Below are 23,833 nucleotides of genomic sequence, written 5' to 3'. Positions count from 1 at the left end.
AGCGCGGCCCTGTACGGGGGTAACCGTCAGGGGCTGCCATGCCCCACCACACAGGCAGAGGGTCTGTGCGCTTCGGTGGTTGTCCGGTGCACCGGATCATTAGGACACAGTTCGATATCGGGCTCGCGGGCCTGCGGGAGAGCGGGGGAAGGGGGAAATCGGGAGAGCGGGGGAAGCGGCAGACCGGGAAGGCGGCCGGCGTCCTTCCGGCCGGCCGCCGCTTGGCGCCGTCCGCAAGCGGGGTGCCGCGCCGGTGCTTACGTTGGTGTGTGCATCCCGCGCGTGGCGTGCTTGGCGCGCATGCCGTGGACCGTGGTTTCCGGACGGATCGTTGGTACGCGGTCCCGTGACCGGCAGGAGAGAGCGTGAGCCAGATGCGAGGCCCCGCGCCGGCCGGTTCGCCGGGCCCGGTGCGCCGCCGCGGCGCACCGCCCGCGGTCCGGGCCTGGGCGGAGGCGCTCGGCACGGCCGTGGCGGGCGTCGTCACCATGATCGTGGTCGCCGCGCTCGGCCTGTGGGCGGCGGGCGCGGCGGACCTTCCCGGCGGGGCGTTCCCCTCCGTGGTCGCGGCCACGGTGCTGGTCGCGGCCGGCGGTTCGGTCGGTCTCTCCGGGGACGCCGGCGGCCTCGCGCAGGCCGATGCCGCCCTGGACGTCGTACCGCTGTCGGTCACGCTCGCCGGCGCGCTGGTGACCGCCGCCGTCTTCCTGCTGCCGCTGCGCCACCGAGCGGTGGCCGACACCGGGGAACTGCTCGCCCGGGTCGCCCGGACGGCGGTGTGCTGGCTGGTGCTTCTGCTGCTGCTCACGCTCGCCGCCCGGCACAGCTTCCGGATCACCGTGGGCAACGACCTGGCCGACCGGATCGGCGCCGAGCTGGGCGCCACTCCCACCGTCGGCTTCGGCGCCGATGTGCCCGCGACGCTCGGGGCCGGACTGCTGTGGATCCTGGCGGTGCTCGTGCTGACCTTCCTGGTCTCGCGCCGGGCCCCGCTCTCTCCCCGGCTGCTGCGCTTCCAGGACTCCGTACGGCCGCCCGCCTTCGCCATGCTGCTGACACTGCTCTGCTACGTCGTGATCGGGCTGGTCATCGGCATCGTCGAGCTCATCACCAAGGACCACCCGGCCGAGACCTTCGCCGCCATGTTCCTCGGCCTGCCGAACCTCGCCTGGATGGCGCTGGGCATCGGCACCGGCGGAGCCTGGGTGGGACATGTCGACAAGGCCATCGGACTGCCCCTGCCGCACGTCCTCGACCAGGTGCTCCGCGCCCACGGCAAGCGCACCCTCGACCTCGGCGCGCTGGCCGGGTACGACGGCCGGGCCTGGCTCCTGGTGGCAGTGGCGGCCGTGGTGCTGCTCCTTGCGGCCTTCACCGCCGCGGTCCGCTCCCCGGCCCGGCGGCCGGCCTGGCGGCACGCCGTCGAAATGGCCATGGCACTGGCGCTCACCCTCCTGGCCGTCGGCCTGCTCACCCGCATCTCCGCCCACTACGGGCTCTCCCTGATGGGCCTCGGTGACCTCGGCGGCGACCTGGGCGGCGAGGTCACCCTGGAGCCGCAACTCCGGCGGCTGGTGGGCGTCGGCCTCGCCTGGGGACTGGTCACCGGCTTCCTCGGTGCCTTGCCGGCGCGGCGCGTACGCCATCCGGGCGAGGTGGAGAAGCCGTAGCGGAAGGCGGCACCCCGGAAGGCGGCACCCGCCTCGGAAACCGACACCCCCGAAACCGACGCCCCGGAATCCGACGCCCCGGAAACCGGCACTCCGGAAACCGGCACTCCGGTGGGTCGCCTCCCACATCAGTCGAGGCACGCAAACCCCTCTCCCCAAAACGGGATTTCAGGCCACGATCCTGCTTTATCCGAGCGAATGCGACCGGCTACTCGCGAGAAACGGCGCAGGTCAACTAAGGTGAACGCTCCGATTAGTCCACTTGTAAATTCCATGGAAATGCCGGAATTTACTGCGCTGATCGAAGGAAGTCCTACCGAACCAGGACACACCGTGCAGTGCAGGGCTACGTGGTGTCGGCAACACCGCTCAACGTCGGCTTTGCAAGACCCAGCCGGCCCGTCCGTCCCCCGGAACGCGACGGCGCCGGTTCCTTCTTATTCACCTACCTCGCGAAGGCAAGGCAGAGATGGCACGAGTCTCCCGACAAAACCCCCAGCAGTTCTCCCGCCAGCAGGCCCACCCCGTCGACGAGGTACTTCCCGTCGCCAAGCTCACCCTCTACGGGTTTCAGCACGTCCTCGCTTTCTACGCGGGAGCGGTGATCGTCCCGATCATCCTCGGGAACGCCCTGGGCCTCTCCCATGAGGAGCTCGTCTATCTGATCAACGCGGACCTGCTGACCTGCGGTGTCGCCTCGATCATCCAGGCCCTCGGCATCTGGAAGATCGGCGCCAGGCTGCCGCTGGTCCAGGGCGTCACCTTCACCGCGGTCTCGCCGATGATCGCCATCGGGCTGGGTGCGGGCGGCGGGACCGCCGGGCTGCTCGTCGTCTACGGCGCGGTGATCACCGCGGGCATAGCGACCTTCCTGTTCGCGCCATTCTTCAGCAAGCTGGTGAAGTACTTCCCGCCGATAGTCATCGGCACCATCCTCACCATCATCGGCCTCACCCTCATCCCGCAGGGACTGCAGGACGCGGCCGGCGGTGCGCAGTTGATCGGTCACCCCGGATACGGCGATCCCAAGAACCTCGCCTATGCACTGGGCACCCTGCTCTTCGTCCTGCTCGTGGTCCGGCTCGGGAAGCCGTATCTGAGCAGCCTCGCCGTACTGCTCGGCCTGGTCGCCGGTACCGGGGTGGCCTGGCTCCTCGGCGATGCGGACTTCAGCGCGGTGGGCAGTGCCGACTGGTTCGGTGTCAGCACGCCCTTCCACTACGGCATGCCGAAGTTCGAGCTGTTCCCGATCATCGCCATGGTCGTGGTCATGCTGATCACCATGGTGGAGACCACCGGAGACGTCTACGCCATCGGGGAGATCACCCGTAAGAAGGTCGACAACGCCACCGTCGCCAACGCCCTGCGTGCCGACGGTGTCGCCACCGTTCTCGGCGGCGTGTTCAACTCCTTCCCCTACGTGGCGTTTGCCGAGAACATCGGCCTGGTGCGGATGTCGAAGGTCATGAGCCGGTTCGTGGTGGTCGCGGCCGGCGGTTTCATGATCATCCTGGGGCTGCTGCCGAAGGCGGGCAGCGTGGTGGCCGCGATTCCGCACCCCGTGCTCGGTGGCGCCGCGATCGCGATGTTCGGCATGGTCGCCGCGGTCGGCATCCAGATCCTGGGCAAGGTGGATCTGCGCGAGGAGCGCAACGCCCTGATCCTGGCGGTCAGCCTCGCCGCGGCGCTGCTGCCCAACGCCGTCGCGCCGTTCTTCGAGCGGATGCCGGAGGACGTCCGGGCCGTCCTCAACAGCGGTATCACGCTGGGCAGCCTGACCGCCGTCCTGCTGAACCTCTTCTTCAACGTCTTCACCCGCCGCAGCACGATGGAGATCGACTGGGACGAGATCGAGAACGACGAGCCGGAGGAGGCACACGGACCGCTGGGCGCGCACGAGCCGGTCGGTTCGCACGGGCCGGCGGCCCCGTTCCCCCCGCAGGGTCCTCACACCCCGCAGGGCCCGCACGCGCACCAGGGTCCGCACACCCCTCAGGGCCCGCCCACACAGCAGGGCCTCTACGACCCCCAGGGCCCGCACACCCCGCAGGGTCCCCACCCCCAGCAGGGCCCTCACACCCCGCAGGGCCCGCCCTGGGGTGCCCCCGGCAACTGACGTCAACGGCCGCGTCAACAGCCGTGCGACGGCCGCGGGCGGGGAGGAACGGCACCCCGGTTCCTCCCCGCCCGCTGGTGTCCGCTCCCTCGCCGCTCCTCGCCGCTCCCGTCAGTGGGTGGCCACGGAGTTGAACGGCGGCGCTTCGCCCGCCTCCCCGATCAGGTCCCAGAAGTGGTCGACCAGCCGGCGCAGATACGCCGAGCGCTCGGCCGCGACCTCCTTGAGCCGGGAGTCGTCGTTCCGCGCCACCACATGCCCCATATAGCGCTCGGAGAACTCCGCGAACTCCGCATGCATCGTGCGCAGGGCATCGCTCACCCGGGTCTTGTTCAGCGTGGTGATCTTCGCGATCGCCCCCACATGCCCCTTCCAGCGTCCGTCGATGGCCGACCGCAGATGCCCGGCCAGCTCGTCGTTGTGCCCCATCACCCCGATCAGCTTCCGCAGCGACAGCCCCAACGCCTCCACCAGCGCCTTGGTCTGCCGGTAGTCGCCGCTCCACTGCTGCGCCGACTCGGCCGCCCAGTACATGGCCGGATCCATCCCGATCAGCTGCGCCAGCCGCTCCACGCTCAACTGCCGGGCCATCCGGTGTTCGGCCAGGGTCCGGGGCTCGACGCCCATCAGCACGGTCGGCGGGCACCACAGGACATCGGCCAGGGCGAAGAGCTGTGCCTCGGAGGGCGCCTGGGTGCCGTACTCCCAGGCCTCGATCAGCTCGGGACGGACCGGGGCGCCGCACGCCGTCATGGCCTGGGCGACCTGAGCCGTACTCAGGCCCACCCGGGCCCGCGCGGATCTGGCCTCTGCGGGGGAAAAGGGAGTGCTGTACACCTACGGGACACCTCGCTGCACCCGGCGAACGGGGGGTGCTTGTGGGGAGAGGAGATGGAGGAACATCCAGGAGCGGGCAGATTAACAGATGGTCGATAGGTACGAATCTCCAGTTCCCCCTCGAAGCGAAGGCGGGTAAGGGCCGCGAGGATGGACGGGCAGGAGATGTGCACTATCTGTCCGATTTCGCGCATCAACCGTCTTACTGGGTATAGCTGATGCCTAGGTGCTTACTGGGCGGTAGCGGTTCTTGATGCCACACGGACGACGCGGCGTAATGAGAGCGTTACGTGGAAGAGGGTGTGGTGTCACAGTGAGCGTCAAGGCCGGCGATATCGGCCGCCTCCGCTTCACGAGGCCGGACCGCGAATGACTGTGATGCCTGCAGTGCCTGCAGTGCCTGTGATGCCTGAAGAGACTGTCACGTCTGAAGTGTCTGAGATCCCCCGAAGTACCTGAAACACCTGCAGCGCCTGAAACATCTAGACACCTAAACACCTGAAACGCCTGAAACGCCTGACATTCGGCCCTCCCCTCACAATCCGATCAGGATGGGACCCTTCATATGCGATCAGTGCTGGAACGCGCTTGTGCGTTCCGAGGCTTGGGGTCTGCCCCGGCAGTCGTGCGCCCGCGCGCCTTCGTCAGCTCCCGCACAGACAGGCCCGTGGAGTGGGCGCGGCAGTTTCGCATGTCATGTAAATGAGAATCACGCGGCCGACCGAAGATCCGGACCGCCCCAAGGCCTGCCCTCGGCCACCCCCTTCGCCGGAGATCAGCGCAGCGTGCGCCGGTCTCCGGCGAAGATCTTGTCGAGGTGGTAATCGAGCGTGCGGCGTACGTCCTCCAGCGTGCGGCGCCGGTGGAGCACGTCCTGGCCCAGCCCCACCGCACCGGACACCAGCAGATCCGCCTCGCGCCCCGGGTCGAGGCCGGCGGCCGTCCCCCCGTCGTGCTGCGCCGTGGCGATCAGCTCCGCCACCAGCCGCTCCAAGGGCTGGTCGGCGGGCAGAAAGACCTCGGCGAGCTCCGGGTCGGTCAGGCTGCGGGCGTAGTACGCGGCGAATACCCGCAGCGCGGTGGTGCGTTGGGCATCCACGGGCAGAAACTCGTCCAGCACCGCCCGCAGCAGGGCACGGGGATCGGTGGCGTCGAACCGGATGCGGGAGCGGGCGATGCGCTCGTTCTCCTCGTGCAGCAGATGCAGCGCGTCGACCAGCAGCCGGTGCTTGCTCGCGAAGTGGTACTGGACCGCGCGCAGCGACACCCCGGCCTCGGCCGCGACCTCCCGCAGGCTCGCCGCGTGCAGCCCCCGTTCGGCCGCGATCCGCCACAGCGCCTCGGCGATCTGCCGGCGTCGCCGCGAGGGGGCGCCGGGCGTCACGGTCCGTTCGGCCGCCGGGGCGGGCGGCTGCTTGCGCCGCCGGTACGCCTTCGCCTGGCAGCTCCGTGAGCAGTAGAGCGCCGGCCGGCCCCGTCCCGGAGCCGGGACAGCCGTGGAGCACATCCGGCACGCCCGCCCCCGGGCAGTCCTCATTTCGTCACGCTCATTTCTCATTCCAGAACCCTCAAATTGTGTGACGTAAATCGAATTCATCAGTAATCCAGCGGCAAATTTCCCTTTCTCAAATGATACGTTCGTAACGTTCCGAAGGGACGCAGAACGTTCTGGGCGAACGGTCTGAAAGAACTTTCCGAGGGGGCTTGGGGACCGATGAAGTACGACATCCTGCAGATCGTCGGCGCCGCCGTGATGATGGTCTTCACTCAGGGGGCGATCCGGCTGCTCGTCGACCACGACGACACCGGGTTCGTGGGCCTGCTGGGCGGCGGTTTCGCGCTCACGCTGGCCGTGCACGGGGTGCTGGTCGCCGTGGGCGTTCTGCTGACGGGCTGGTCCCACACCCGCGCGAAGGCGCTCGGTCGGCGGGGCTGACCCGTCCGGACTGAAGTGTCAACCATGGGTTGACAGGCTTTCGACTGTCAACCTAGGGTTGCCTCATGGTGGAACCGACTCAGATCAACCATTCCGTCCGCCTCGACGACCTCATCGAGGCGATCAAGAAGGTGCACGGCGACGCCCTCGAACAGCTTCAGAGCGCCGTCGTGGCCGCCGACCATCTCGGCGAAATCGCCGACCATCTCATCGGCCACTTCGTCGACCAGGCCCGCCGCTCCGGCGCCTCATGGACCGAGATCGGCAAGTCCATGGGCGTCACACGGCAGGCCGCCCAGAAGCGCTTCGTGACGAAGGACGAGCCGGCGTCCGACATGAGCCAGGACTTCGGCAGGTTCACCCCGCGGGCCAGGAGCGTCGTCGTCGCGTCCCAGACCAAGGCCCGCGAAGGGGGGTACTCGCAGATCGGCACGGGGCATCTCGTACTCGGTCTGCTCGACGTCCCGGAAGGGCTGGCCGCACGGGTGATCGTCGCCCAGGGCGTACAGCTGGAGACGGTCGGAGCGGCCGCGGCCGAGGCGCTGCCGGAGCCCTCCGGTGAGCCACTGCCCGCCCTCGTGCCCTTCGATGCCCACGCGAAGAAGGCGCTCGAACTCACCTTCCGCGAGGCGCTGCGACTGGGCCACAACTACGTCGGTACGGAGCACCTGTTGCTGGCGCTGCTGGAGGAGGAGAACGGCGAGGGCGCGCTCAGCGGGCTCGGCCTCGACAAGGCGACCACCGAGGAGCACGTGTCAGCCGCCCTGAGGGCGATCCGGGAGAAGCCGCAGGAGTAGTTGCCCGAGTAGCTACCGGAGCAGTTGCAGGAGTAGATCCAGGAGCAGATACACAGGAGAGCAGTGGTGCACGGGCCCCTCCCCCGGCTTCCCGGGAAGCCGGGGGAGGGGCCCGTGACGGGGAGGGCATCGTTCGCCCTGGCTTCAGCCGACGTGCACCCGCGGGCGCCGGGCCGGGTCGGGCTCGGTGCGGCGCAGGACCTCCCGGGTGACCGGGGCGACCTCGCCGTCGCCGAAGACCAGGAACCGCAGCAGATGGCTCAACGGATGACCCTCGGTCCAGTTGAAGTAGGCGTGCGGTACCTGGCCGGTGTGCTCGCGCAGGTGCATCAGCACGGCGGCGATGGTGTTCGCCACGCCGGCGCCCTCCACCCGCAGGATCTGCGCCCCGTACCGCTCCTCGCCCCGTACGCGCAGGTCCGTGGTGAAGTCCGAGGAGTCCCTGACGGTCACTTCCAGGAACAGCACCGGCCGTCCGTCCGGTATATGGGTCTCCTCGCGCTGGCTGTACTCCTTCTCCCGGTACTCCGCCGCGTCCCGCTCGTCGGGCTCGTTGGCGATGACCCGCAGCGGCCCGGCCGCCATCGCGGCGCCGATCAGCCGCTCGGCCGCCTCGTCGAAATCGACCTGCACGGCGCGCAGTTCGAAGGCCCGGTGAACCCGTGAGGCGAACGAGGTCAGCAGGATGCCCAGGATGAACAGCAGGGCGATCTTCAGGCCGTCCGGCCGCTCGATGACGTTGGTGACCAGGGTGTAGCCGAAGACGAGGGTGATGGCGCCGAAGCCGACGGTGGCCGCGCGCAGCCGCCGGTGGCGGGCGGCGACGGTGGAGGCGAAGGAAGCCGAGAGCATCAGCACCAGCACACCGGTCGCATACGCGCCGCTCTGCTCGTCGACGTCGGCGTTGAAGAAGAAGGTGATGCCGAAGGCGGTGGCCAGGAAGATCAGCACCAGCGGACGCACCGCACGGGCCCACTCCGGCGCCATGCCGTACCGGGGCAGATAGCGCGGTACGAGGTTGAGCAGCCCCGCCATCGCCGAGGCGCCGGCGAACCAGAGAATGGCGATGGTGGAGAGGTCGTAGACGGTGCCGAAGGCCTCGCCCAGGTACTGGTGCGCGAGGTAGGCCAGCGCACGCCCGTTGGCCGAACCGCCGGTCGCGAACTCCTTCTGCGGAATGAGCAGCGTGGTGGCCAGGCTCGACAGCAGCAGGAAACAGCTCATGACCAGGGCCGCCGTGGTCAGCAGCCGGCGGGTGCCCCGGACCCGGCCGGCCGGGTGCGCCGCGGTGTCGGTGGCGGCGCCCCGTACCTGCGGCATGACCGCCACGCCCGTCTCGAAGCCGGACATGCCCAGCGCCAGCTTGGGGAAGACCAGCAGCGCCACCCCGACGATCGCCACCGGCGAGGAGTGCTGGGCGGTCATCGCGTCCCACCAGTTGCCGACCACCACCGGGTGCGACACCACATGTCCGGCCGCGGTGGCCAGGACCACGATGTTCAGCGCCAGATAGGTCCCGACCAGGCCCACGGCGATGCCGATCGCCTCACGGAAGCCCTTGAGGAACACCGCGCCCAGGGCGGCCAGCAGCACCAGGGTGATCCACAGGTTCGCCCCGTGCAGCAGGGGAGGGGCGAAGGGGTTCTCCACGACATGCGCCGAGGCATCGGCGGCCGACAGCGTCATGGTGATGATGAAGTCCGTCGCGGCGAACCCCAGCAGCACCAGGACCAGCAGCTTCCCCGCCCACCACGGCAGCAGTCGCTCCAGCATGGCGATCGAACCCTCGCCGTTCGGGCTCTCCTTGGCGACCCTGCGGTACACGGGCAGCGCGCCGAGCAGGGTCAGCGCGATCAGTACGAGCGTGGCGAACGGCGAGAGCAGACCGGCCGCCAGCGCGGCGATGCCCGGCTGGTAGCCCAGCGTGGAGAAGTAGTCGACGCCCGTGAGGCACATGACGCGCCACCAGGTGTGGCCCTTGTGCTCGGCCGGCGGGGTGCCGTGCGGCCCGGGGTGGCGGGCGGCCTGGCTGCTGAGCCCGTCCAGGAGCCAGGCGCGCCACCGTCGGGAGGCGGGGGCGGGGGGCGTGGGATCCGCCTGGACAGTGGTCATGCGGGAAGGCCTGCCGATCCTCGGTCGTCGTTCGGGCAACGAGGAGCGAGTATGCATCACCACGTCAGCGGCGCCTCGTCCCACCCCGCGCCGGACGACACCGGCGGGGCGCCTCTGCCGTCAGGCGCGTGTTCACCCTGCCGTCAAGGTCGTGTCAGGAACCGCCCGCCGTCCGTACGCGGGGCGTTAAAGGACAGCGCGGCAGGGCTCCCGTACCTCCTCCCGTGCGCACTCTGGCGGCAAGGGGCCACCGCGGGTCCATGGATCGACCGGTCCGCCGCGGACCACAACAGGAGCGGACCACAGCAGGAGGTGTTCCCCGTGGCCACCCTTCACCGTCCGGCGACCGCCTACCGCCCGTACGTCCCTTACGCCCCCCACACCCCCCACACCCCCCACACCCCCCGCGCCCCGCGCCTGCCGCCGGTAACGCTGCCCCGTACCCGGCCGGCCCATCGGGCACCGCCCGGCCGCACCCTCGCCCGTGACCTCGCGCTGCCGCTCGGCGCCCTGGGAGCGGCGCTGCTGGTGACCGCCCTGATGCTGACCGGGGAGACCGCGCACGCCGCGGTCGCGCTCGCGGTCTTCGCCCTGCTGACGGTGGCCGGGTCCGCCTTCGCCCGGCCGGCCTTGGTGCCCGTCGTGGCCCTGGTGTCGTGGATGTTCTACGACGGCTTCGTGGTGAATCAGCGTTCCGACCTGGCCTTCCAGCCGCAGGACCGGACGGGTCTGCTGGTCCTCGTGCTCGCCGGTGTCATGGGCGCGGGCTGCGCCGCCGCCGTACGGGCCGTCCGGCGGCACTCGGCCGGCTGAGTGAGCCCTGCCGCTCACGGCCGGGTGACCGGGGCCTGCCCGCTCACCATCTGCTCGCTGAGGCCTGTCCGCTCACGACCCGCTGACCGGGGCCTGCCCGCTCACAGCCGGCACGCATCGGGCCCTCGTAACGCTCACCACCGACACCGGCCCCTCGCGGCACTCACCACCGACACCGGCCCCTCGCGGAACTCACCACCGGCAACGCCCCCGGTGGTGGCGCCGGCAGCACGCCGCGTGCCGGTGCCGGGCCGCCGCGGCCCGCCGCCGGCGGCCGGACGCGCCCAGGAACCCGAGCCCGATGCCCAGCATCCAGGTGTCCTTGGCCATCGGAATCCCGTCCTGGGTCGGCCGCAGACTTCCCTCCTGCCGCAACCCCGGGACGCGCAGATACAGACCGACCAGCCCACCGGAGAAACCGGTCAGCGCCAGTCCGGCCAGCCGGGTGGGTACGAACGGTGCCAGCAGCGCGCCACCGATCACGAGCTCCGACCATGACAGGAGCCGGGTGAACCGCTCGGCGGGAATCCTGTCCAGGAACGGGTACGCCACACAGGCCATGCCGTGCACGGCCTGTGCGGTGGCCTGGTCCGCCCGCAGCTTCGTCAGCCCGGAATTCAGGATGAACGCCCCGGTGGCCAGCCGGGGGGCCAGATCACGCGCTTCGGGCAGCTGCACCATGGGAGCCTCCAAGATCAGATCTTCGGCCCCTTCACCGAGCTTAGCCAGCGGGCAGGAGGGGTGCATCCGAGCTCTCCGACGTCACCGGGCAGGCGCGTCGTCCCACTGGTCGAGGATGTCGTCGGCCGACGGGCACGGCTTACGTTGACGCCCCGGTGCCGAGCTCAGGCCGGCTTGCGCCACACGGAGACGTGCTTCGCGGAGTCCTGGGTGAACGGCGTCCCGTCCCAGTCCGCGACGCGACGTTCCAGTTCGAGCCCGGCGATCCGCGCCATCAGGTCGAGCTCCGCCGGCCAGGCGTACCGGTGCCGGGAGCTTCCCCGGCGGTAGCGGCCGTCGCCGTCGCCGTCGCTTTCGCGGGTGAAGTGGTGCGAGACGAGAATCTGCTCGACCAGATCGAAGGTGTCGAAGCCGAGATGCCGCTCAGAGACGTCGAACGGCACCGCGACCTGGCCGGGCGGCAGGAACCTCAGCGGGGGCACGCCCAGCTCGATGACAAACCGGCCGCCGGGCTCCAGATGACGTGCGGCGTTGCGGAAGCACTGGACCTGCTCGTCCTGGGTGAGCAGGTTCGTGATGGTGTTGTAGACGAGATAGACCAGGGTGAACTCGCCGGGGACGGCGGTCGTGGCCATGTCCCCGATGGCTACCGGGAGCGTGTCCTCGTCGGACTTGCGCCGCAGGACCGCTGCCATGTGCTCGGACAATTCGATGCCCACTACCGGCACGCCGCGTTCCCGGAGCGGAACGCCCACTCGTCCGGTTCCGATGGCGAGCTCCAGCGCCCGGCCCTCTCCGGCCAGCTCGGCGAGGAAGGCGAGAGTCGGGCCGAGGACGGCGGCCGAGGACATCTCGGTCTCCTCGGCGTCGTAGCGGTCGGCGGTCGCACGGTTCCACAGCTCACTGCTCGTCACGGGCGGCCACTTTGCCGGATGCCGAGGGGCGCTGTCGACGCATTTGAGGACGGACCCCAGGGGGCTGCCGGCGCCGGGCGGCGGCAGCCCCTCCCCTCAGGTTTCAGCCCTCGCGGGGGTAGAAAGTGCCCACGGCGGAGCCGTCGGACGTGCAGTCCGTGTCGTGGTAGCGGTCGGCGAAGGTGCCGGTGAGGCCGGTGAACGCGTCGTACGCATGGTCCAGGGGCAGGTCTTTGCCCACCCTGAACCGCAGCTGCACGTGGACGGACTCGCGGGGCTTCAGCGTCTTCGGGCCGGGGACGGTGCCACGGGCGTTTCCATCGGCCTGGCGCAGCGTCTTCCAGGCGCGCTGCGAGGTGTCCCAGTACTGCAGATCGCCGTACGGGCTCAGGTCGCGCTCACCCTCGTTGTAGACATAACTGCCCAGCGCGGCGCTGAGGTCGAGCGACTTGAGCTCCTTTGCCGAGGTGTTGGTGAGCGTGGTGGTGTAGGTCGTCCACTGCGTGCCGAGAGTGATCGAATCGGGTACGCCGAACGAGCGGCCCACTAAGGCGTTGTTGTGGTACTGCCCGTTGCTGACGTCGGAGCACTTCGGGAGTTCCGCGGCAGGGGCCGCCTGGGAGGCGGGCGCGGCGGCCAGCGCCACGGGAAGCAGGGCGGCAGTCGCGGCCGAGACCGACAGGGCGCGGCGCAGTTTCGTGTTCATGATGATCTCTTTCCTGGTTCTTCGGACCCCTGGAGCCTTTGTTTCCGGTGTCTCTGAGTTCTCTGAGTTCTCTGGGTTCTCTGAGTGCACTGAGTTCTCTGGGGTCTCTGGGTTCTCAGGCCGTGGATCCTTGGGGTGTCAGGTTCTTGGAGGGATGGGAGGGGCTTACGCGGTGACGTCCGTGGCGCCCGGACCGGCCACGCCCTTCCGGCGCCGTACGCCGATGACCGCACCCGCGCCGACCACCATCGCGGCTCCGCCGGCGAGAGCGATCGCCGGAAGCGCGGACGAGGAGCCGGTCGCGGCGAGTTGGGAGCCGCCCTGCGGGCTGAGGCCACCGGTGGCATCGGAACCACCCGTACCGCCGGCGGACGCGGCGCTCTGGCCGGGCTCGGCCGTGCTACCCGGCTCACCCGGCTTGGCGGTCGGGGGCTGCGTCGGCTTCGTGCCCGCGCGGAGGATGGTGAAGTCGTACCAGGTTTCCTGGGCCGAACCACAGGAACCGTCGCGGTTGCGGTAGTCGCCGGCGGCGAGTGCGTACCCGGCGCCGGGCTTGGCGTCCTTGACCACGCGGGTGCGCAGTTGGAGCGTGACGGTGCTGCGCGGACCGACGGCAAAGAAGCCGAACAGGTCCTCGGGCTCCGCGTCGTGGAAGGTCTTCCACCGCCCCGTCTTGGCGTCGCGGTACTCGGTCTCCAGCTCCCAGTCCGGCCGGTCGACGTCCTCGGCGGAGGACACGCGCAGGAAGGGCTGGACCTCCTCCAGGGACTTGCCGGTGGTGTTGGTGAGCGTCATGGAGAAGGGGGTCCAGGCGCCGCCCGCGGTCAGCTGGCGCGGCAGCCCGTGGACGGCCGTGTGCAACTGGTCGGACTCGAACGCGCAGGGCTGGTCCGCACCATCGGAATCACCGGCGTCCTTGCCTCCGCCGGTGGCGTCACCCGCGCCGGTGGTCCTCTCAGTGGTCCCTTCGGCGGTCCCGGCGGCTTTCGGCGGCTTCCCCGGGCCGGGACGGGCGGCCCCGTCGCGGACCTGGGATGCCGCGCGGGCGGCGGCTTCGCCCGGGCGCCGCGGCTCGTCCGGATTACCCGTTCCGCCGCCGCTCTTCGCGGAACCCGCCGGCCGGTCCGCCGATGTCGCGGCACCGGGGGAGTCGGCAGAGGCGGGCGTGCGGGGGCCGGCCTCGGACACCGGCTCCGTTGCGAACGCGGCAGCAGGCGCGGCCAGTACGGCGGCAGGCGCTAACACGGCAGCCGCTGCGGCGGCTATCAGAGCTCTGCGAATCTTCATCCAGCAGACCTTTCGTATCCCAAGTGCCGCCTGGACGGCACAGGTTGACGTTCGTCATGTTCAGGCCGTGCATGACGCGTGGTGTGCGTGAGTGTGCGTGAATGTGCGTGCAAACGTGGGGACATGTGCACACCTGCGTGTCATGTAGGAGCACTCGCACGGCGAAAAGGTTCCACACCCAAGTCGCTGAAGTGACACATAAGGTGGGAGGTGTCCTGGAGTGTCCGCCAGGGGCCGTCAGTGTCCGCCAGGGTCCGCCAGGGTCCGCCAGGGTCCGTCAGGGTCCGTCAGGGTTCATCAGGTCCGTCTTCCAAGATCATCGAGGAGATATCGAGTGATGGGTCATGGCGGGGAGAGGCGCCGCCATGAACTCACCCTCCGTCGTACGGTCGTCGGACGTCCGCTGCCCGGTCGCCCCCCGGCGGTGTGTAAAGGTGTGACCCATGGGGACAACACCGGACGGGCGGCCGATGCCGCCCCTGCAGGCCGATGAACGTGCCACGCTGGAAGGGTGGTTGGACTTCCACCGCGCTACGCTCCCGCTGAAGTGCGAGGGGCTGGACGACCGCCAGATCCGCCTCGCCTCGGTGACTCCGTCGTCCATGACACTGCTGGGGCTGGTCCAGCACATGGCGGAGGTCGAACGCAACTGGTTCCAGCGGGTGCTCGCCGGCCAGGACGTGCCACCGGTCCACGGGGCGGGCAACGAAGACGGCTTCACGCCGGCCCCGGACCGCGGAATCGACGAGGCTCTGGCCCGCTGGCGCGAGGAAGTCGCACGGAGCCGCGAGCTGACCGCCGCCTCCTCGCTGGACGACACCGGCAGCCTCTCGGAACGGGAATCCGGTCTCGCCGGCGGCCAGGGCGTCTCGCTGCGCTGGATCCTGGTCCACATGATCGAGGAGTACGCCCGCCACAACGGCCATGCGGACCTGCTCAGGGAGAGCATCGACGGCGTCACGGGGGCCTGAGGGCCTGAGGGCCTGTGGGGCTGTGGGGCTGAGGCCCGGCGGGGGCCTCTTGTCTCAACGTCCCCATTGATCTGTCGGCGCTCCCGGAATGTGCCGCGCTGCACCCGGTAGCCCGTGCCGCGGTAAGGAAGCTGCCCCGCCGGCCAGGAATCCTGCCCGGCGGGGCTCACTTGTGGGCACCTGCCGGATCTTCGGAAACCGCCCCGCCGGGTCGTCGTCGTATCCCGGGTCCTCTCCGATCTGCTGAAACCTTTCTGCTGTCTTGTTGTCCAAGACGAACCACGGGTGCTTTTGCGCGGGAGATCTCGGCGGCTGCCGTACCTCTTTGGCGCCGGGTCCGGTAAGGCGCCTTTGTCGGCCACCGGGTTCCTGTTCTCCGGGTGGTGAGGTGCGGACCTTCATCTCCCGAGTCGGGCGGGCCCTCCGTGGAATTGCCGACTCCTCTTGATGTGTGCTGGATCGGCGGGCGGTCGTCGAAAACCCGAGTTTTCGCCAAGCCTTCGCGCCTCTGCCGTTTCGGGCAGCGATGTGTCCGAGGCGCCCGCGTGTGCGGCCTGACCTCTGCATCGTCGGTGGAGAAGGGGGCGGGGCAGGCGGGCCGCGGGGCCTCGTGCGCGGGTACGGGACGGGAATGAAGGGGGAGTGCGGGGGAAGCGCGGGCGATCTACCTGGCAGTTCGATGTCTACCTATCAGTACCGTCAACATGGCGCGATTACCTCCCCCCGGAGTGTCACTCTGCGACTATCAACGCCAGTGGAAATCAGGCCATCCGGAATTCCGTGGGGGGAGTGGCCATGGGGCTGCTCGGTGATGAGCTGGCGTTCGCGCGCGCTCTGACAGTCCAGGAAAACGAGAGCGTGATGGCCCTCGGAAATCGGAAGCATTTTGCGGCCGATGCTCATCTTCTGACCGAAGGCGACCGTTCAAGTCACGTAATGATCGTACTTGCGGGCTGGGTGACCGTTTCCGTGGTGACGGACCGCGGTGCCACCCGGTTGATACTCGGCCTGCGCGGGCCCGGCGAACTCCTCGGCGAGATGGCCGCGTTGGACAGCCACCCGCGCAGCGCCACCGTACGGGCCCTGGGACCGATAGAGGCCCAGGTCATATCCGGCGACGCGTTCCGTCGATTTCTCGCCCTGCACCCCCGTGTCAGCGGTTTGGTGATACGCCAGCTCACCTTCCGGCTCCGCAGTGCCGACCAGGAGCGGTCCGCACTCGCCTCGCTCACCGTGTTGCAGCGCTTGGCCGCCCGGCTCACCGAACTCTCACGGGCCGAACCTTCCGGCCCCTACGCGCCTTCCCTCTCGGGCTCTTCGCCCGCGGGCGCCGTCGTCCATCTGGCTCAGGACGAGCTCGCCGCCACCGTCGGAGCCACCCGCGAAGCGGTCGCCAAGGCCTTGCGGCTGCTGCGGAACCAGCAGGTCGTGCGGACGGGGAACCGGATGGTGGAGATTCTCGACCCCGCATTGCTCGCCCTCCTCGCGGGCGGCCATCAGGAGTGAAAGCCACGCCCGGCCGTGTGTAAACGGCTACAGACGGCCTTGGTCCCGGGCCCGAAGCTGAGGGGACAGCGAGCGACAGGACAGGGGGCACGGAGTGGACGACGACACGATGGATGTCGCCGAAGCGCGCTACGAGTTGGTGATCAGCGTCGACGCCCGGCGTTCCGGTGCGTACGACGACGTGGACAAGCCGCGGATGCGCGCCCGGATTTACCGGGTCCTGGAAGCGGCGTTCACCCATGCCAAGGTGGCGCGGGACGCCCTCCACATGGAGGACCGCGGCGACGGTGTGCTGCTGTCGGTGGCCGGCCGGATCGCCGTGACCCGGCTGCTCGGCCTGTGGACGGTCGAGGTGCACGAGAGCCTGCGGGACGAGAACCGCGCTCTGCGCGTGCCCCTGGGGCTTCGGGTGGGCATGCATGTCGGTCCGGTCCGGCACGACGGACGGGGCATCAGCGGGCGCGCGGTGGACCTCGCCTGCCGGCTGGCGGATTCTCCCGTCGCCAGGCAACTGCTGGACGCCGAACGAGCCGACCTCGTGCTGGTGGTCTCGGAGTCGCTGTACGAGGACGTGGTCAGCAGCGGGGGCAAGTTCATCGAGCCCGCGCGCTACTCCTCGGCCCGTCTGGAGCTCAAGGAGGGGGCGGTCACCGCCTGGTTCCATCTCCCGGGGCGGGCCGCTCCGGCGATACCGCTCGGTGATCCGCCGCCGGCCGGCACCCGGGCGCCCGGGAGGGGGGAGGCGGGGACCGGGGCCGCCGGCACGGACGTCCCTGAGGGCGGCGCGGACGACGGCGCGGACGACGGCGCGGACGATGACGACCGGACCGGTATCCCGGGTGCCCGCTACACCGTTCACGGCGACATGTCGCAGCACCGGGACAACGTGTACCAGCAGCCCGTGCACATCGGGCGGACCACCGGTGGCGCCGGGCCGCGGAAGGACTGAGTCACGTGGCCGAGGAACAACAGCACGCGGACGCATCCCCGGGGCCCGCACCCCGGAAGCCGGCCGGAGGTCCCGCTCCCGCGGCCGGCAACAACGCCAGGGCGGGGGACGGCGACGACCGGCCACGCGGGGAAGAGGGAGCGGCGGACGGCGGGGACCTCGCCGACGGCGAGGCGGCGGAGAAGGAGAAGGAACGGGAGAGCGCCGCAGGGCGGTTCAGGGAACACACCCGTGACCCGCTCGCCGAGGCGGAGGGCGAGGACGGCCCCACCGATCTCGCCGCCGCCTCGCGGGCCCGCCGCTCCACCCGGATGCTCTTCGACACCGGCCGGGACCTGAACAGCTTCGACCGTTCGTACATCCAGAGCGCCCATATCGGCGATATCCATCTGCGGATGGACGCCCGCCAGTCCAGCGCGGGGATGCGCAGCGGGCCGGTTCCCGATGAGGAGCTGCGCCGGCTCCGCCGGGTCCATGTGGAGCCGAAGGGGTACCTGCAGCTGCGCAACGCACTCCAGGCCCGTCGGCTGCTGGTGCTCGGTGCCGCGCCCGGTACCGGACGTACCAGCACCGCGCTCTCGCTCCTCGACGAGGTCACCCCTCGGGTGGGGAGCGACCAGGGCACGGAGACCGGGACGGGGTCCCGGGTGCGGCGGGTCGACCCGGACGTACGGGGGCTGGCCGGCTCGCTGGAGGAGCGGCATGGCACCGGGTACCTGCTGGAGCTCTCCCTCGCCGGTCCCGGTGCGCTGCCGCCGGACGAGATGGACCTGGACGGGCTGGCCGCCGCCCTGGACGAGCGCGCCTCGTTCGCGGTGATCGTCGTGACGGTCGGATCGGCGGCGAACCCGCTGCTGGCCGGGCGGTACGGGATGCGCTGCCCGCCCGTGCCCACGCGGGAACTGCTCACCACCCGGCTGCGGGAACGGCTGGAGGACCGCCTCGCCACGGCGCAGACCGGCACATCGGACGGCGGGCCCCAGGTGGCGGACCTGCTGAGCCGGGCGGAGGAGCTGGCGGGCGGGAAAGCGGTCAGGGACGCCGTCGGACTGAAGGAACTGCGGCCCGCCGAGGCCGAGTTGGTCGCGTCGCTGCTGGCCGGGCATCTGCTGGGTGACGTCTCGTACGAGGAACTGCTGTCCGGTTGCCGGAGCCTGGCTGCGGACCAGGCCCGGGAGTGGTTCGCCGGCGTGGACCGGGCCTTGGCCGCGCTCCCGTCCGCTACGGAGCCGAGCGCGGGGCGGCCGGGTACGGCGGCCCTCTTCCACCCGGTGGCGTTCCGCATCGCGCTCGCCGTACTGGGCGGGGCCTCGCGCAGCGTCGTGGCCACCGCCGCACATCTGCTGACCTGGGAACTGTCCGTACAGAGCGACCCGGACAACACACCCGCACGCCCGCTGTTCTGTGACGACCCGGACTCCGATCTGGCTCTCTCGCGTGCCGAACCCACCGACGGCACGGTCGAGGTGGCCGGCACCGAGGTGGGCGCCCAATTGCTCTGGTACCAGGGTTCCGCCCTGCCTGCCGCGGTGCTGACCGAGATCTGGGACCGCCACTTCCCCGCCAGGGCGCCGGTGGTCCGGTGGCTGCGGCTGCTGGCGGACGATCCCCGCCCCCAGGTGTGGATGCGCGCCGCGGTGGCCGCCGGGGAGCTGTGCGTACGGGACTTCGACCACGGTTACGCGGAGTTGATCCGGCCGCTCGCCGAGGCGTCCACGCCACGTCGGAGGATCTTTGCGGCCACCACGCTGGACCAGGCGGCCGGCCACGCCACGCACCGCAAGGCGGTGTGCAAGCTCGTCGACGACTGGAGCAGGTACGGGACGAAGCCGCTCCGTTGGACCGCGGCGATGGCGCTGGGCTACGGGAACGCCGCCGCCTCGATGGACGACACCCTGGACGCCCTGGCCCGGATCGGGGTACGCGACGACGGGGACCAGCTGGCGGCCGCCTCGTTCAACGTCGTACGGCTGCTGGCGCTCCCGGACGGTGCGCAGGTGCTGCGGCGGATGTCCGACTGGACCCACCACACCCGCGAGGCGTACCAGGACCTCGGTCTGGTGACCACCGTCCGGCTCGCGGTGACCCCTGTGGACGAGGTGCTGAACGACGAGCCGGGATCCCCGCTGGCGGACCGCGGGGACTGGCCGCTGCCGCTCGCCCTCGCCGCCACTCGTCCCGAACTCATCCGTCCCATGGCCGACTTGATGTGGACCGCGCTCAACACCCCGCGGTCGCAGGAGGTTGCGATGGACGCACTGGAGGGCTTGCTGCGATCCGCCGCGCGCAGGGGCGGAAGGCCGTGGACTCAGCCGGGCCTGGCGGCGCTGCTGCCCGCGCTGATGACGGAGGAGCACGACCGGCGGCGGCTGGACTGGCTGCTGCGCCGCATGATGAACGATCCGGAGAATCCGCTCCCCGACGCGCAGGCGCGCTCCTTGTGGTGGCTCGCCGTCCCGCCGCGGGACCGGACGGGTGAGGAGGAGAGGGATGGCTGAGCACGAGGGCTTGGCGCCGGACGGGGGCGCGGATCATGGCGCGGGGCCCGCGGGCCCGTTCCTGCGGGAGTACACGCCTGCGGGCCCGTTCCGGCAGACGAGTGCCCGGACGGCCTCGGTGCTGTTCTACCGGAACGGCGGCTACAGCGTGGCCACCGTCTCCGGTGTCCAGCACTACGACAAGCGGGCGCTGGCCCGGCCGCACACCATCTGCGAGATCGCGCTCGGCACCTTCGAGACGACGCTCCAGATGGAGCTGCCGGCCGCCGGCGGCACCACGTTCTTCAAGGCCGAGGTGGACATCCACTGGTCCGTGAACGATCCCCATCTGGTCGCGACCGAGGTCGTCACCGACGTCGCCAAACGGCTCACCGCCCCGACGCTGGAGCGGCTGCGCGAGGTCTCCTCGGAATTCCCGGTGGCCCAGGCCGAACAGGCCGACCGTGCCATCACCCGCAACTGTGCCAGCGGACGCTGGGACGACCTGGGTGCCGAACTCGGCCTGCGGGTGCGGCTGTACGTCCGTGTGCGGGTGGACGACCGGACCATCCACCACATGGACGGCATCCGGGACGCGCATGCCTCGGCCGAGTTGACCCGGGTACACCAGAACAAGTTCCGGGCGATGTTGCAGGGTGGCGAGCTGGACCAGCTCAGCTACATGCTGGCGGCCGAACCCGAGGCCGCCAAGGACTTCCTGGAGAAGATCCGCCAAGAGGGCAGGCAGGACGAGAAGGAACGCGTCGACCGGCTCTTCGCCATGGTCGACAGCGGTCAGATCCACTCCAGCGACGTGGAGTCGCAGGCGCTGGCGCTCCTCAACCGGGGCCGCCGGCACGTCCAGGGGCCTGTCGGCTCGCTGCCCGCCCACCGGGACACCCCGCAGTTGGAGGCGCCCGAGCCCTTCACTCCGGACTGGGTGGCGGACGAACCGGCCGCCCGGGCCGGGGGCCGGTCCCACCCGGGCAAGGACGAGGACGCCGAACCGGAGCCGCCCCGCCGCCGGAACCGCAGCCGGGACGACGGATGGTCCTGGGCGGAGGAGGACTGATGGCTGCCGACGGCGGCGCACACACCTCCCCCGACCCGGTCGTGCCGGTGCCGGACGGGGGTCTGCACGGGCACGACCGGACGGGGGAACGCCTCGCGGAACGACTGCTGATCACGGTCAGGGAGGACCTCGGCCGGGCCGATTCGAAGGCGGCTGTGCTGCTCTCCGGGGCGCTGGCACTGCCCGCGTTCCTGATCGGGCGGCACGGCACGCCGGACTGGCACGGGCCAGCGGACATCACGCTGGTCGTCGCGGGTCTGCTCTGGGCGGTCGCGGTGACCGCGTTGGTCCGGGTTCTCATGCCGCGTACCGGCACGATCCGCAGCCGGAGCGGGGTGACGTTCTTCGGCGACCTGCTGGCCCCCCACGACCTCGCGCGGCTGTCCGCCGAGCTCGCCGAGGCGGGGCGTGATCCGGCCGGGTGGCTGCTCGTCCAGGCCGTGGACGTCAGCTCGATCCTGTCCGCCAAATACCGGGCCATCCGCTGGGGAGTGGGCGCACTGGCCCCTTCGGCAGTACTGGCCCTGGCCTGGGGTCTGACCGCGCGCTGACCCGCGGCCGACCGCGCCGTCGACGGCGGCGCACCACTACGCACATGACGCAGAGACGAAATAAGGGGACGGCCGTGGGAGCAGTCAGGGGAGAACGGCAGAAAAGAAGGGGCTGGGTGCGCCGCCGTGCGGTCGTTGTGCTGGGCGGCGCCGCGGTGCTCATGTCCCTGCTGGCACCCGCCGGTCCCGATCCGGTGCCGGCGGCGGCGTCCAAGCCGGCTTTCGCTTCCGTCAACTACGCCGTCGCGGTGGACGAGTCCGCCAGCCTCGCGCCCGAGGACATGAAGGCGGAGAAGGCCGCCGCCGCCCGGATCGCGCTGGGCGATGTCTCCTCGTCCTCCCATGTCACGGTCTTCGGATTCGCCGCCGCGGAATCCGGTGACCAGCGCGCCGTGGACCCGGTGTGCCCGCGGACCACGCTGGACGCGGCCGGGCGTGAGTCGATCGGCGGATGCGTCGGCAAGCTGCGCAGCCGGAAGAAGAGCGAGGGCACCGGCACCGACTTCCCGAGTGCGATACGTCAGGGAGTGCACGAACTCAGCACCGGCACCGACCCGTCGGTGCCCAGGGTGCTGTTCCTCCTCACCGACGGGGAGATGGACGTCACCGGCAGCCCTCAGTACGGCGATGCCGCGCACCGCGAGGCCGAGGGCAGGCAGCAGCTGAACCGGGAACTCAAGAGCGCCGCCGCACAAGGGGTCCAGATCTGGCCGCTGGGCTTCGGGCCCGCTCCGGACAAGGCGCAGCTCGACCGGATGGCCGCGGGCGGATACCAGAAGGGCTGCGTCGAACTGCCCTCCGCCCGCCCGACGGCCGGCAAGGTCTCCGGGGCGAAGGACGTCGGCCCGATGCTGGAGAAGGTCTTCGCCGCCGCCCATTGCCTGCGCTACCAGCAGGGAACCAGCAAACGGCCCCCCGCCACCCTGGAGATCGGCATCTCGCCGCTGGCGACCGTGGGCAGCATCGTGGTCGACAAGAGCGACCCCGCGGTGACGGTCACCTACCTCGACCCCAGTGGCCACAAGGTCCCCACCTCGGGGACGTACCGGAAATCGCGCTTCGAGCTGGCGGGCGCCGGTGACACGGTCGAGGCGCTGAAGATCGTCGACCCGGTGCCCGGCGTCTGGAAGGTGAAGGCCGAAGCCCCCGAAGGACACCGCTCCCTTCCTGTCGGCGTCAGCGTGCTGTGGCAGGGCGAGCTGCGCGGCTCCCTCACCATGGACCCGCCCTCACCACAGGCCGGACAGCAGGCCACGGTGACCATGCGCCTGCAGACCCGCGAGGGCTACGAGATCAAGGACCCGCGTGACTACGCGGGGCTGCGGGTCCGCAGTGAGCTGACCGGGGACGGCTTCGCCCCGCAGACGCTGCGACTCGCCGACGACGGGAAGGGGCCCGACCCCAAGGGGAGCGATGGCTCCTTCACCGGTTCCGTGCAGATCCCGAAGAGCGCCGCCGGGGCACTGAAGGTGAGCGGCACGCTGACGGCCTCGGGGCTGAGCGCCGACACCCGCAGCGAGAGCGGCCAGATCGCGCCCGGGGCGCTGCCCGTCACCACGGCGCTCACCCTGCGCGCCGCGGACTCCGTCCACCCCGGCGGCGCGGTCACCGGGAACCTGGCCGTGCACAACACCAGCGGTACCCGGCACACCCTGCGGCTGTCCGTCGCCGACGTCCGACCCGGGCTGCTCTCGATCAGTCCGGCCGAGATCGAGGTGCAGCCCGGCGAGTCCGGGACCCGGAAGGTGACGGTCGAAGTAGCCCCCGAAGGCGTCTTCGGCGACCGCCTCGACGACGACGGTCTGCGGCTCGGCGGCACCGTCACGGCCGTCGACACCACGGACCACGACCGGACGCTGGTGCGGTCCCCGCTCTCCGTGCCGGTGACGCCGGAGCCCGGCATCTGGGAGAAGTACTGGTGGGCGTTCCTGTCCGCCGCCGCACTGGTCGCGCTGGCCGCCGTGGCGGCCCTCGCCTGGCTGCGGCAACGCCGCAGCCGCAGGGACCCGTTCGGCCTGGTGCTGCAACTGGTCTCCGAGGAGGGCGACATCGTCGCAGAACACCCGGCCGGACACGGGCACAAGCAGTGGTACGAATTCGCCGTCGTCGAGCCGCACCGCAGCCCGCGCATCGAACGGCGCAGCCACGGCCCCTACGCCGTCCAGCGCAGCCCCGAAGGCGGAGCGGTCCTGCGCAAGCGCGGCGGTGGGCGGACCCGGCTGCCTGCGCGGGGGCAGGTCCCGCTGACCGATGCGCTGAGCCTGTCCCTCGGTGAGGAGACCCGCAGCGCAAAGGTCCGGCGACCGCGGTCTGCCCGGCCACGGACCCCCACGGCCACCACCCCAGCGGCCACCGAGGGCGGGAGCGCGAGCACCTACGAGTCGTACCGGTGACGCGCGGAGCGGGCCGGTGCCTCACCGGCCCGCGGGCGCACACCG

At 70.6% G+C, this 23,833-nt stretch carries 19 protein-coding genes; 12 read left to right on the top strand and 7 right to left on the bottom strand.

Translation table 11 applies throughout. The annotated features are described in order from the left end of the window. Window positions 1-365 precede the first annotated feature (365 nt). Both ACGFR7_RS24210 and ACGFR7_RS24205 read left to right on the top strand, forming a co-directional pair. Window positions 366-1,670, top strand: coding sequence for a streptophobe family protein (locus tag ACGFR7_RS24210; protein ID WP_393322864.1), 1,305 nt, complete (start codon window positions 366-368; stop codon window positions 1,668-1,670). A 469-nt stretch (window positions 1,671-2,139) separates the two neighbouring features. Beyond that, entirely contained in the window at window positions 2,140-3,786 is a 1,647-nt protein-coding gene (locus ACGFR7_RS24205) for a solute carrier family 23 protein (RefSeq protein ID WP_393322861.1), read from the top strand. A gap of 111 nt (window positions 3,787-3,897) precedes the next feature. On the opposite strand, the gene ACGFR7_RS24200 is transcribed toward ACGFR7_RS24205, so the two are convergent. After that, window positions 3,898-4,623: a transcriptional regulator gene (locus ACGFR7_RS24200; RefSeq protein ID WP_393322858.1), complete on the bottom strand. Its 726-nt coding sequence runs from the start codon at window positions 4,621-4,623 to the stop codon at window positions 3,898-3,900. A gap of 775 nt (window positions 4,624-5,398) precedes the next feature. Further along, window positions 5,399-6,160 (bottom strand): TetR/AcrR family transcriptional regulator, encoded by a 762-nt coding sequence (locus ACGFR7_RS24195; RefSeq protein ID WP_393322855.1) that lies wholly within the window; start codon window positions 6,158-6,160, stop codon window positions 5,399-5,401. Between the two features lie 177 nt (window positions 6,161-6,337). Between ACGFR7_RS24195 and ACGFR7_RS24190 the strand changes: the two genes are divergently transcribed. Both ACGFR7_RS24190 and ACGFR7_RS24185 read left to right on the top strand, forming a co-directional pair. Beyond that, window positions 6,338-6,559 (top strand): hypothetical protein, encoded by a 222-nt coding sequence (locus ACGFR7_RS24190; RefSeq protein ID WP_393322852.1) that lies wholly within the window; start codon window positions 6,338-6,340, stop codon window positions 6,557-6,559. Window positions 6,560-6,624: 65 nt separating this feature from the next. Next, complete coding sequence (locus ACGFR7_RS24185) at window positions 6,625-7,356, top strand: Clp protease N-terminal domain-containing protein (protein ID WP_393322849.1); 732 nt, start codon at window positions 6,625-6,627, stop codon at window positions 7,354-7,356. A gap of 144 nt (window positions 7,357-7,500) precedes the next feature. On the opposite strand, the gene ACGFR7_RS24180 is transcribed toward ACGFR7_RS24185, so the two are convergent. Then, entirely contained in the window at window positions 7,501-9,468 is a 1,968-nt protein-coding gene (locus tag ACGFR7_RS24180; RefSeq protein WP_393322846.1) for an amino acid transporter, read from the bottom strand. Window positions 9,469-9,789: 321 nt separating this feature from the next. Between ACGFR7_RS24180 and ACGFR7_RS24175 the strand changes: the two genes are divergently transcribed. Then, window positions 9,790-10,281: a DUF4118 domain-containing protein gene (locus ACGFR7_RS24175; RefSeq protein ID WP_393322844.1), complete on the top strand. Its 492-nt coding sequence runs from the start codon at window positions 9,790-9,792 to the stop codon at window positions 10,279-10,281. Window positions 10,282-10,473: 192 nt separating this feature from the next. On the opposite strand, the gene ACGFR7_RS24170 is transcribed toward ACGFR7_RS24175, so the two are convergent. From ACGFR7_RS24170 to ACGFR7_RS24155, 4 genes are all read right to left on the bottom strand, one after another. Then, a complete protein-coding gene (locus tag ACGFR7_RS24170; RefSeq protein WP_393322841.1) occupies window positions 10,474-10,962 on the bottom strand; it encodes a hypothetical protein in 489 nt (162 codons plus the stop codon). 164 nt (window positions 10,963-11,126) lie between these two features. Beyond that, a complete protein-coding gene (locus tag ACGFR7_RS24165) occupies window positions 11,127-11,876 on the bottom strand; it encodes a class I SAM-dependent DNA methyltransferase (RefSeq protein ID WP_393322838.1) in 750 nt (249 codons plus the stop codon). Between the two features lie 103 nt (window positions 11,877-11,979). Next, the gene (locus tag ACGFR7_RS24160; protein ID WP_393322835.1) at window positions 11,980-12,582 is read right to left on the bottom strand and encodes a hypothetical protein; all 603 of its coding nucleotides are present in this window, start codon (window positions 12,580-12,582) and stop codon (window positions 11,980-11,982) included. A 165-nt stretch (window positions 12,583-12,747) separates the two neighbouring features. Further along, a complete protein-coding gene (locus ACGFR7_RS24155; RefSeq protein WP_393322832.1) occupies window positions 12,748-13,869 on the bottom strand; it encodes an LPXTG cell wall anchor domain-containing protein in 1,122 nt (373 codons plus the stop codon). Between the two features lie 443 nt (window positions 13,870-14,312). Here ACGFR7_RS24155 and ACGFR7_RS24150 point away from each other — a divergent pair, with 443 nt between their 5' ends. From ACGFR7_RS24150 to ACGFR7_RS24120, 7 genes are all read left to right on the top strand, one after another. After that, window positions 14,313-14,840 (top strand): DinB family protein, encoded by a 528-nt coding sequence (locus ACGFR7_RS24150; protein WP_393322829.1) that lies wholly within the window; start codon window positions 14,313-14,315, stop codon window positions 14,838-14,840. Window positions 14,841-15,635: 795 nt separating this feature from the next. Continuing rightward, window positions 15,636-16,346, top strand: a complete 711-nt coding sequence (locus ACGFR7_RS24145; protein WP_393322826.1) for a Crp/Fnr family transcriptional regulator — start codon at window positions 15,636-15,638, stop codon at window positions 16,344-16,346. Window positions 16,347-16,440: 94 nt separating this feature from the next. Next, window positions 16,441-17,295: a hypothetical protein gene (locus ACGFR7_RS24140; RefSeq protein ID WP_393322823.1), complete on the top strand. Its 855-nt coding sequence runs from the start codon at window positions 16,441-16,443 to the stop codon at window positions 17,293-17,295. 5 nt (window positions 17,296-17,300) lie between these two features. Further along, window positions 17,301-19,793: a hypothetical protein gene (locus ACGFR7_RS24135; RefSeq protein WP_393322820.1), complete on the top strand. Its 2,493-nt coding sequence runs from the start codon at window positions 17,301-17,303 to the stop codon at window positions 19,791-19,793. Continuing rightward, entirely contained in the window at window positions 19,786-20,844 is a 1,059-nt protein-coding gene (locus tag ACGFR7_RS24130; protein WP_393322817.1) for a hypothetical protein, read from the top strand. The genes ACGFR7_RS24135 and ACGFR7_RS24130 overlap by 8 nt, the downstream gene beginning before the upstream one ends. Beyond that, window positions 20,844-21,395, top strand: coding sequence for a Pycsar system effector family protein (locus tag ACGFR7_RS24125; RefSeq protein WP_393322814.1), 552 nt, complete (start codon window positions 20,844-20,846; stop codon window positions 21,393-21,395). The genes ACGFR7_RS24130 and ACGFR7_RS24125 overlap by 1 nt, the downstream gene beginning before the upstream one ends. 161 nt (window positions 21,396-21,556) lie before the next feature. Next, complete coding sequence (locus ACGFR7_RS24120) at window positions 21,557-23,788, top strand: VWA domain-containing protein (protein ID WP_393323016.1); 2,232 nt, start codon at window positions 21,557-21,559, stop codon at window positions 23,786-23,788. Window positions 23,789-23,833: the final 45 nt, after the last annotated feature.

Origin of the sequence: Streptomyces sp. NPDC048516, from assembly GCF_043199875.1 — a bacterium.
Taxonomy (GTDB): domain Bacteria; phylum Actinomycetota; class Actinomycetes; order Streptomycetales; family Streptomycetaceae; genus Streptomyces.
This window is presented reverse-complemented; position numbering and strand designations above follow the sequence as displayed.

Coding starts and splice junctions, on each gene's coding strand:
- ACGFR7_RS24195 (WP_393322855.1), bottom strand. CDS start 6,160: ATGAGGACTGCCCGGGGGCGGGCGTGCCGGATGTGCTCCACGGCTGTC.
- ACGFR7_RS24120 (WP_393323016.1), top strand. CDS start 21,557: ATGTCCCTGCTGGCACCCGCCGGTCCCGATCCGGTGCCGGCGGCGGCG.
- ACGFR7_RS24155 (WP_393322832.1), bottom strand. CDS start 13,869: ATGAAGATTCGCAGAGCTCTGATAGCCGCCGCAGCGGCTGCCGTGTTA.
- ACGFR7_RS24190 (WP_393322852.1), top strand. CDS start 6,338: ATGAAGTACGACATCCTGCAGATCGTCGGCGCCGCCGTGATGATGGTC.
- ACGFR7_RS24145 (WP_393322826.1), top strand. CDS start 15,636: ATGGGGCTGCTCGGTGATGAGCTGGCGTTCGCGCGCGCTCTGACAGTC.
- ACGFR7_RS24160 (WP_393322835.1), bottom strand. CDS start 12,582: ATGAACACGAAACTGCGCCGCGCCCTGTCGGTCTCGGCCGCGACTGCC.
- ACGFR7_RS24150 (WP_393322829.1), top strand. CDS start 14,313: ATGGGGACAACACCGGACGGGCGGCCGATGCCGCCCCTGCAGGCCGAT.
- ACGFR7_RS24205 (WP_393322861.1), top strand. CDS start 2,140: ATGGCACGAGTCTCCCGACAAAACCCCCAGCAGTTCTCCCGCCAGCAG.
- ACGFR7_RS24125 (WP_393322814.1), top strand. CDS start 20,844: ATGGCTGCCGACGGCGGCGCACACACCTCCCCCGACCCGGTCGTGCCG.
- ACGFR7_RS24170 (WP_393322841.1), bottom strand. CDS start 10,962: ATGGTGCAGCTGCCCGAAGCGCGTGATCTGGCCCCCCGGCTGGCCACC.
- ACGFR7_RS24185 (WP_393322849.1), top strand. CDS start 6,625: ATGGTGGAACCGACTCAGATCAACCATTCCGTCCGCCTCGACGACCTC.
- ACGFR7_RS24130 (WP_393322817.1), top strand. CDS start 19,786: ATGGCTGAGCACGAGGGCTTGGCGCCGGACGGGGGCGCGGATCATGGC.
- ACGFR7_RS24180 (WP_393322846.1), bottom strand. CDS start 9,468: ATGACCACTGTCCAGGCGGATCCCACGCCCCCCGCCCCCGCCTCCCGA.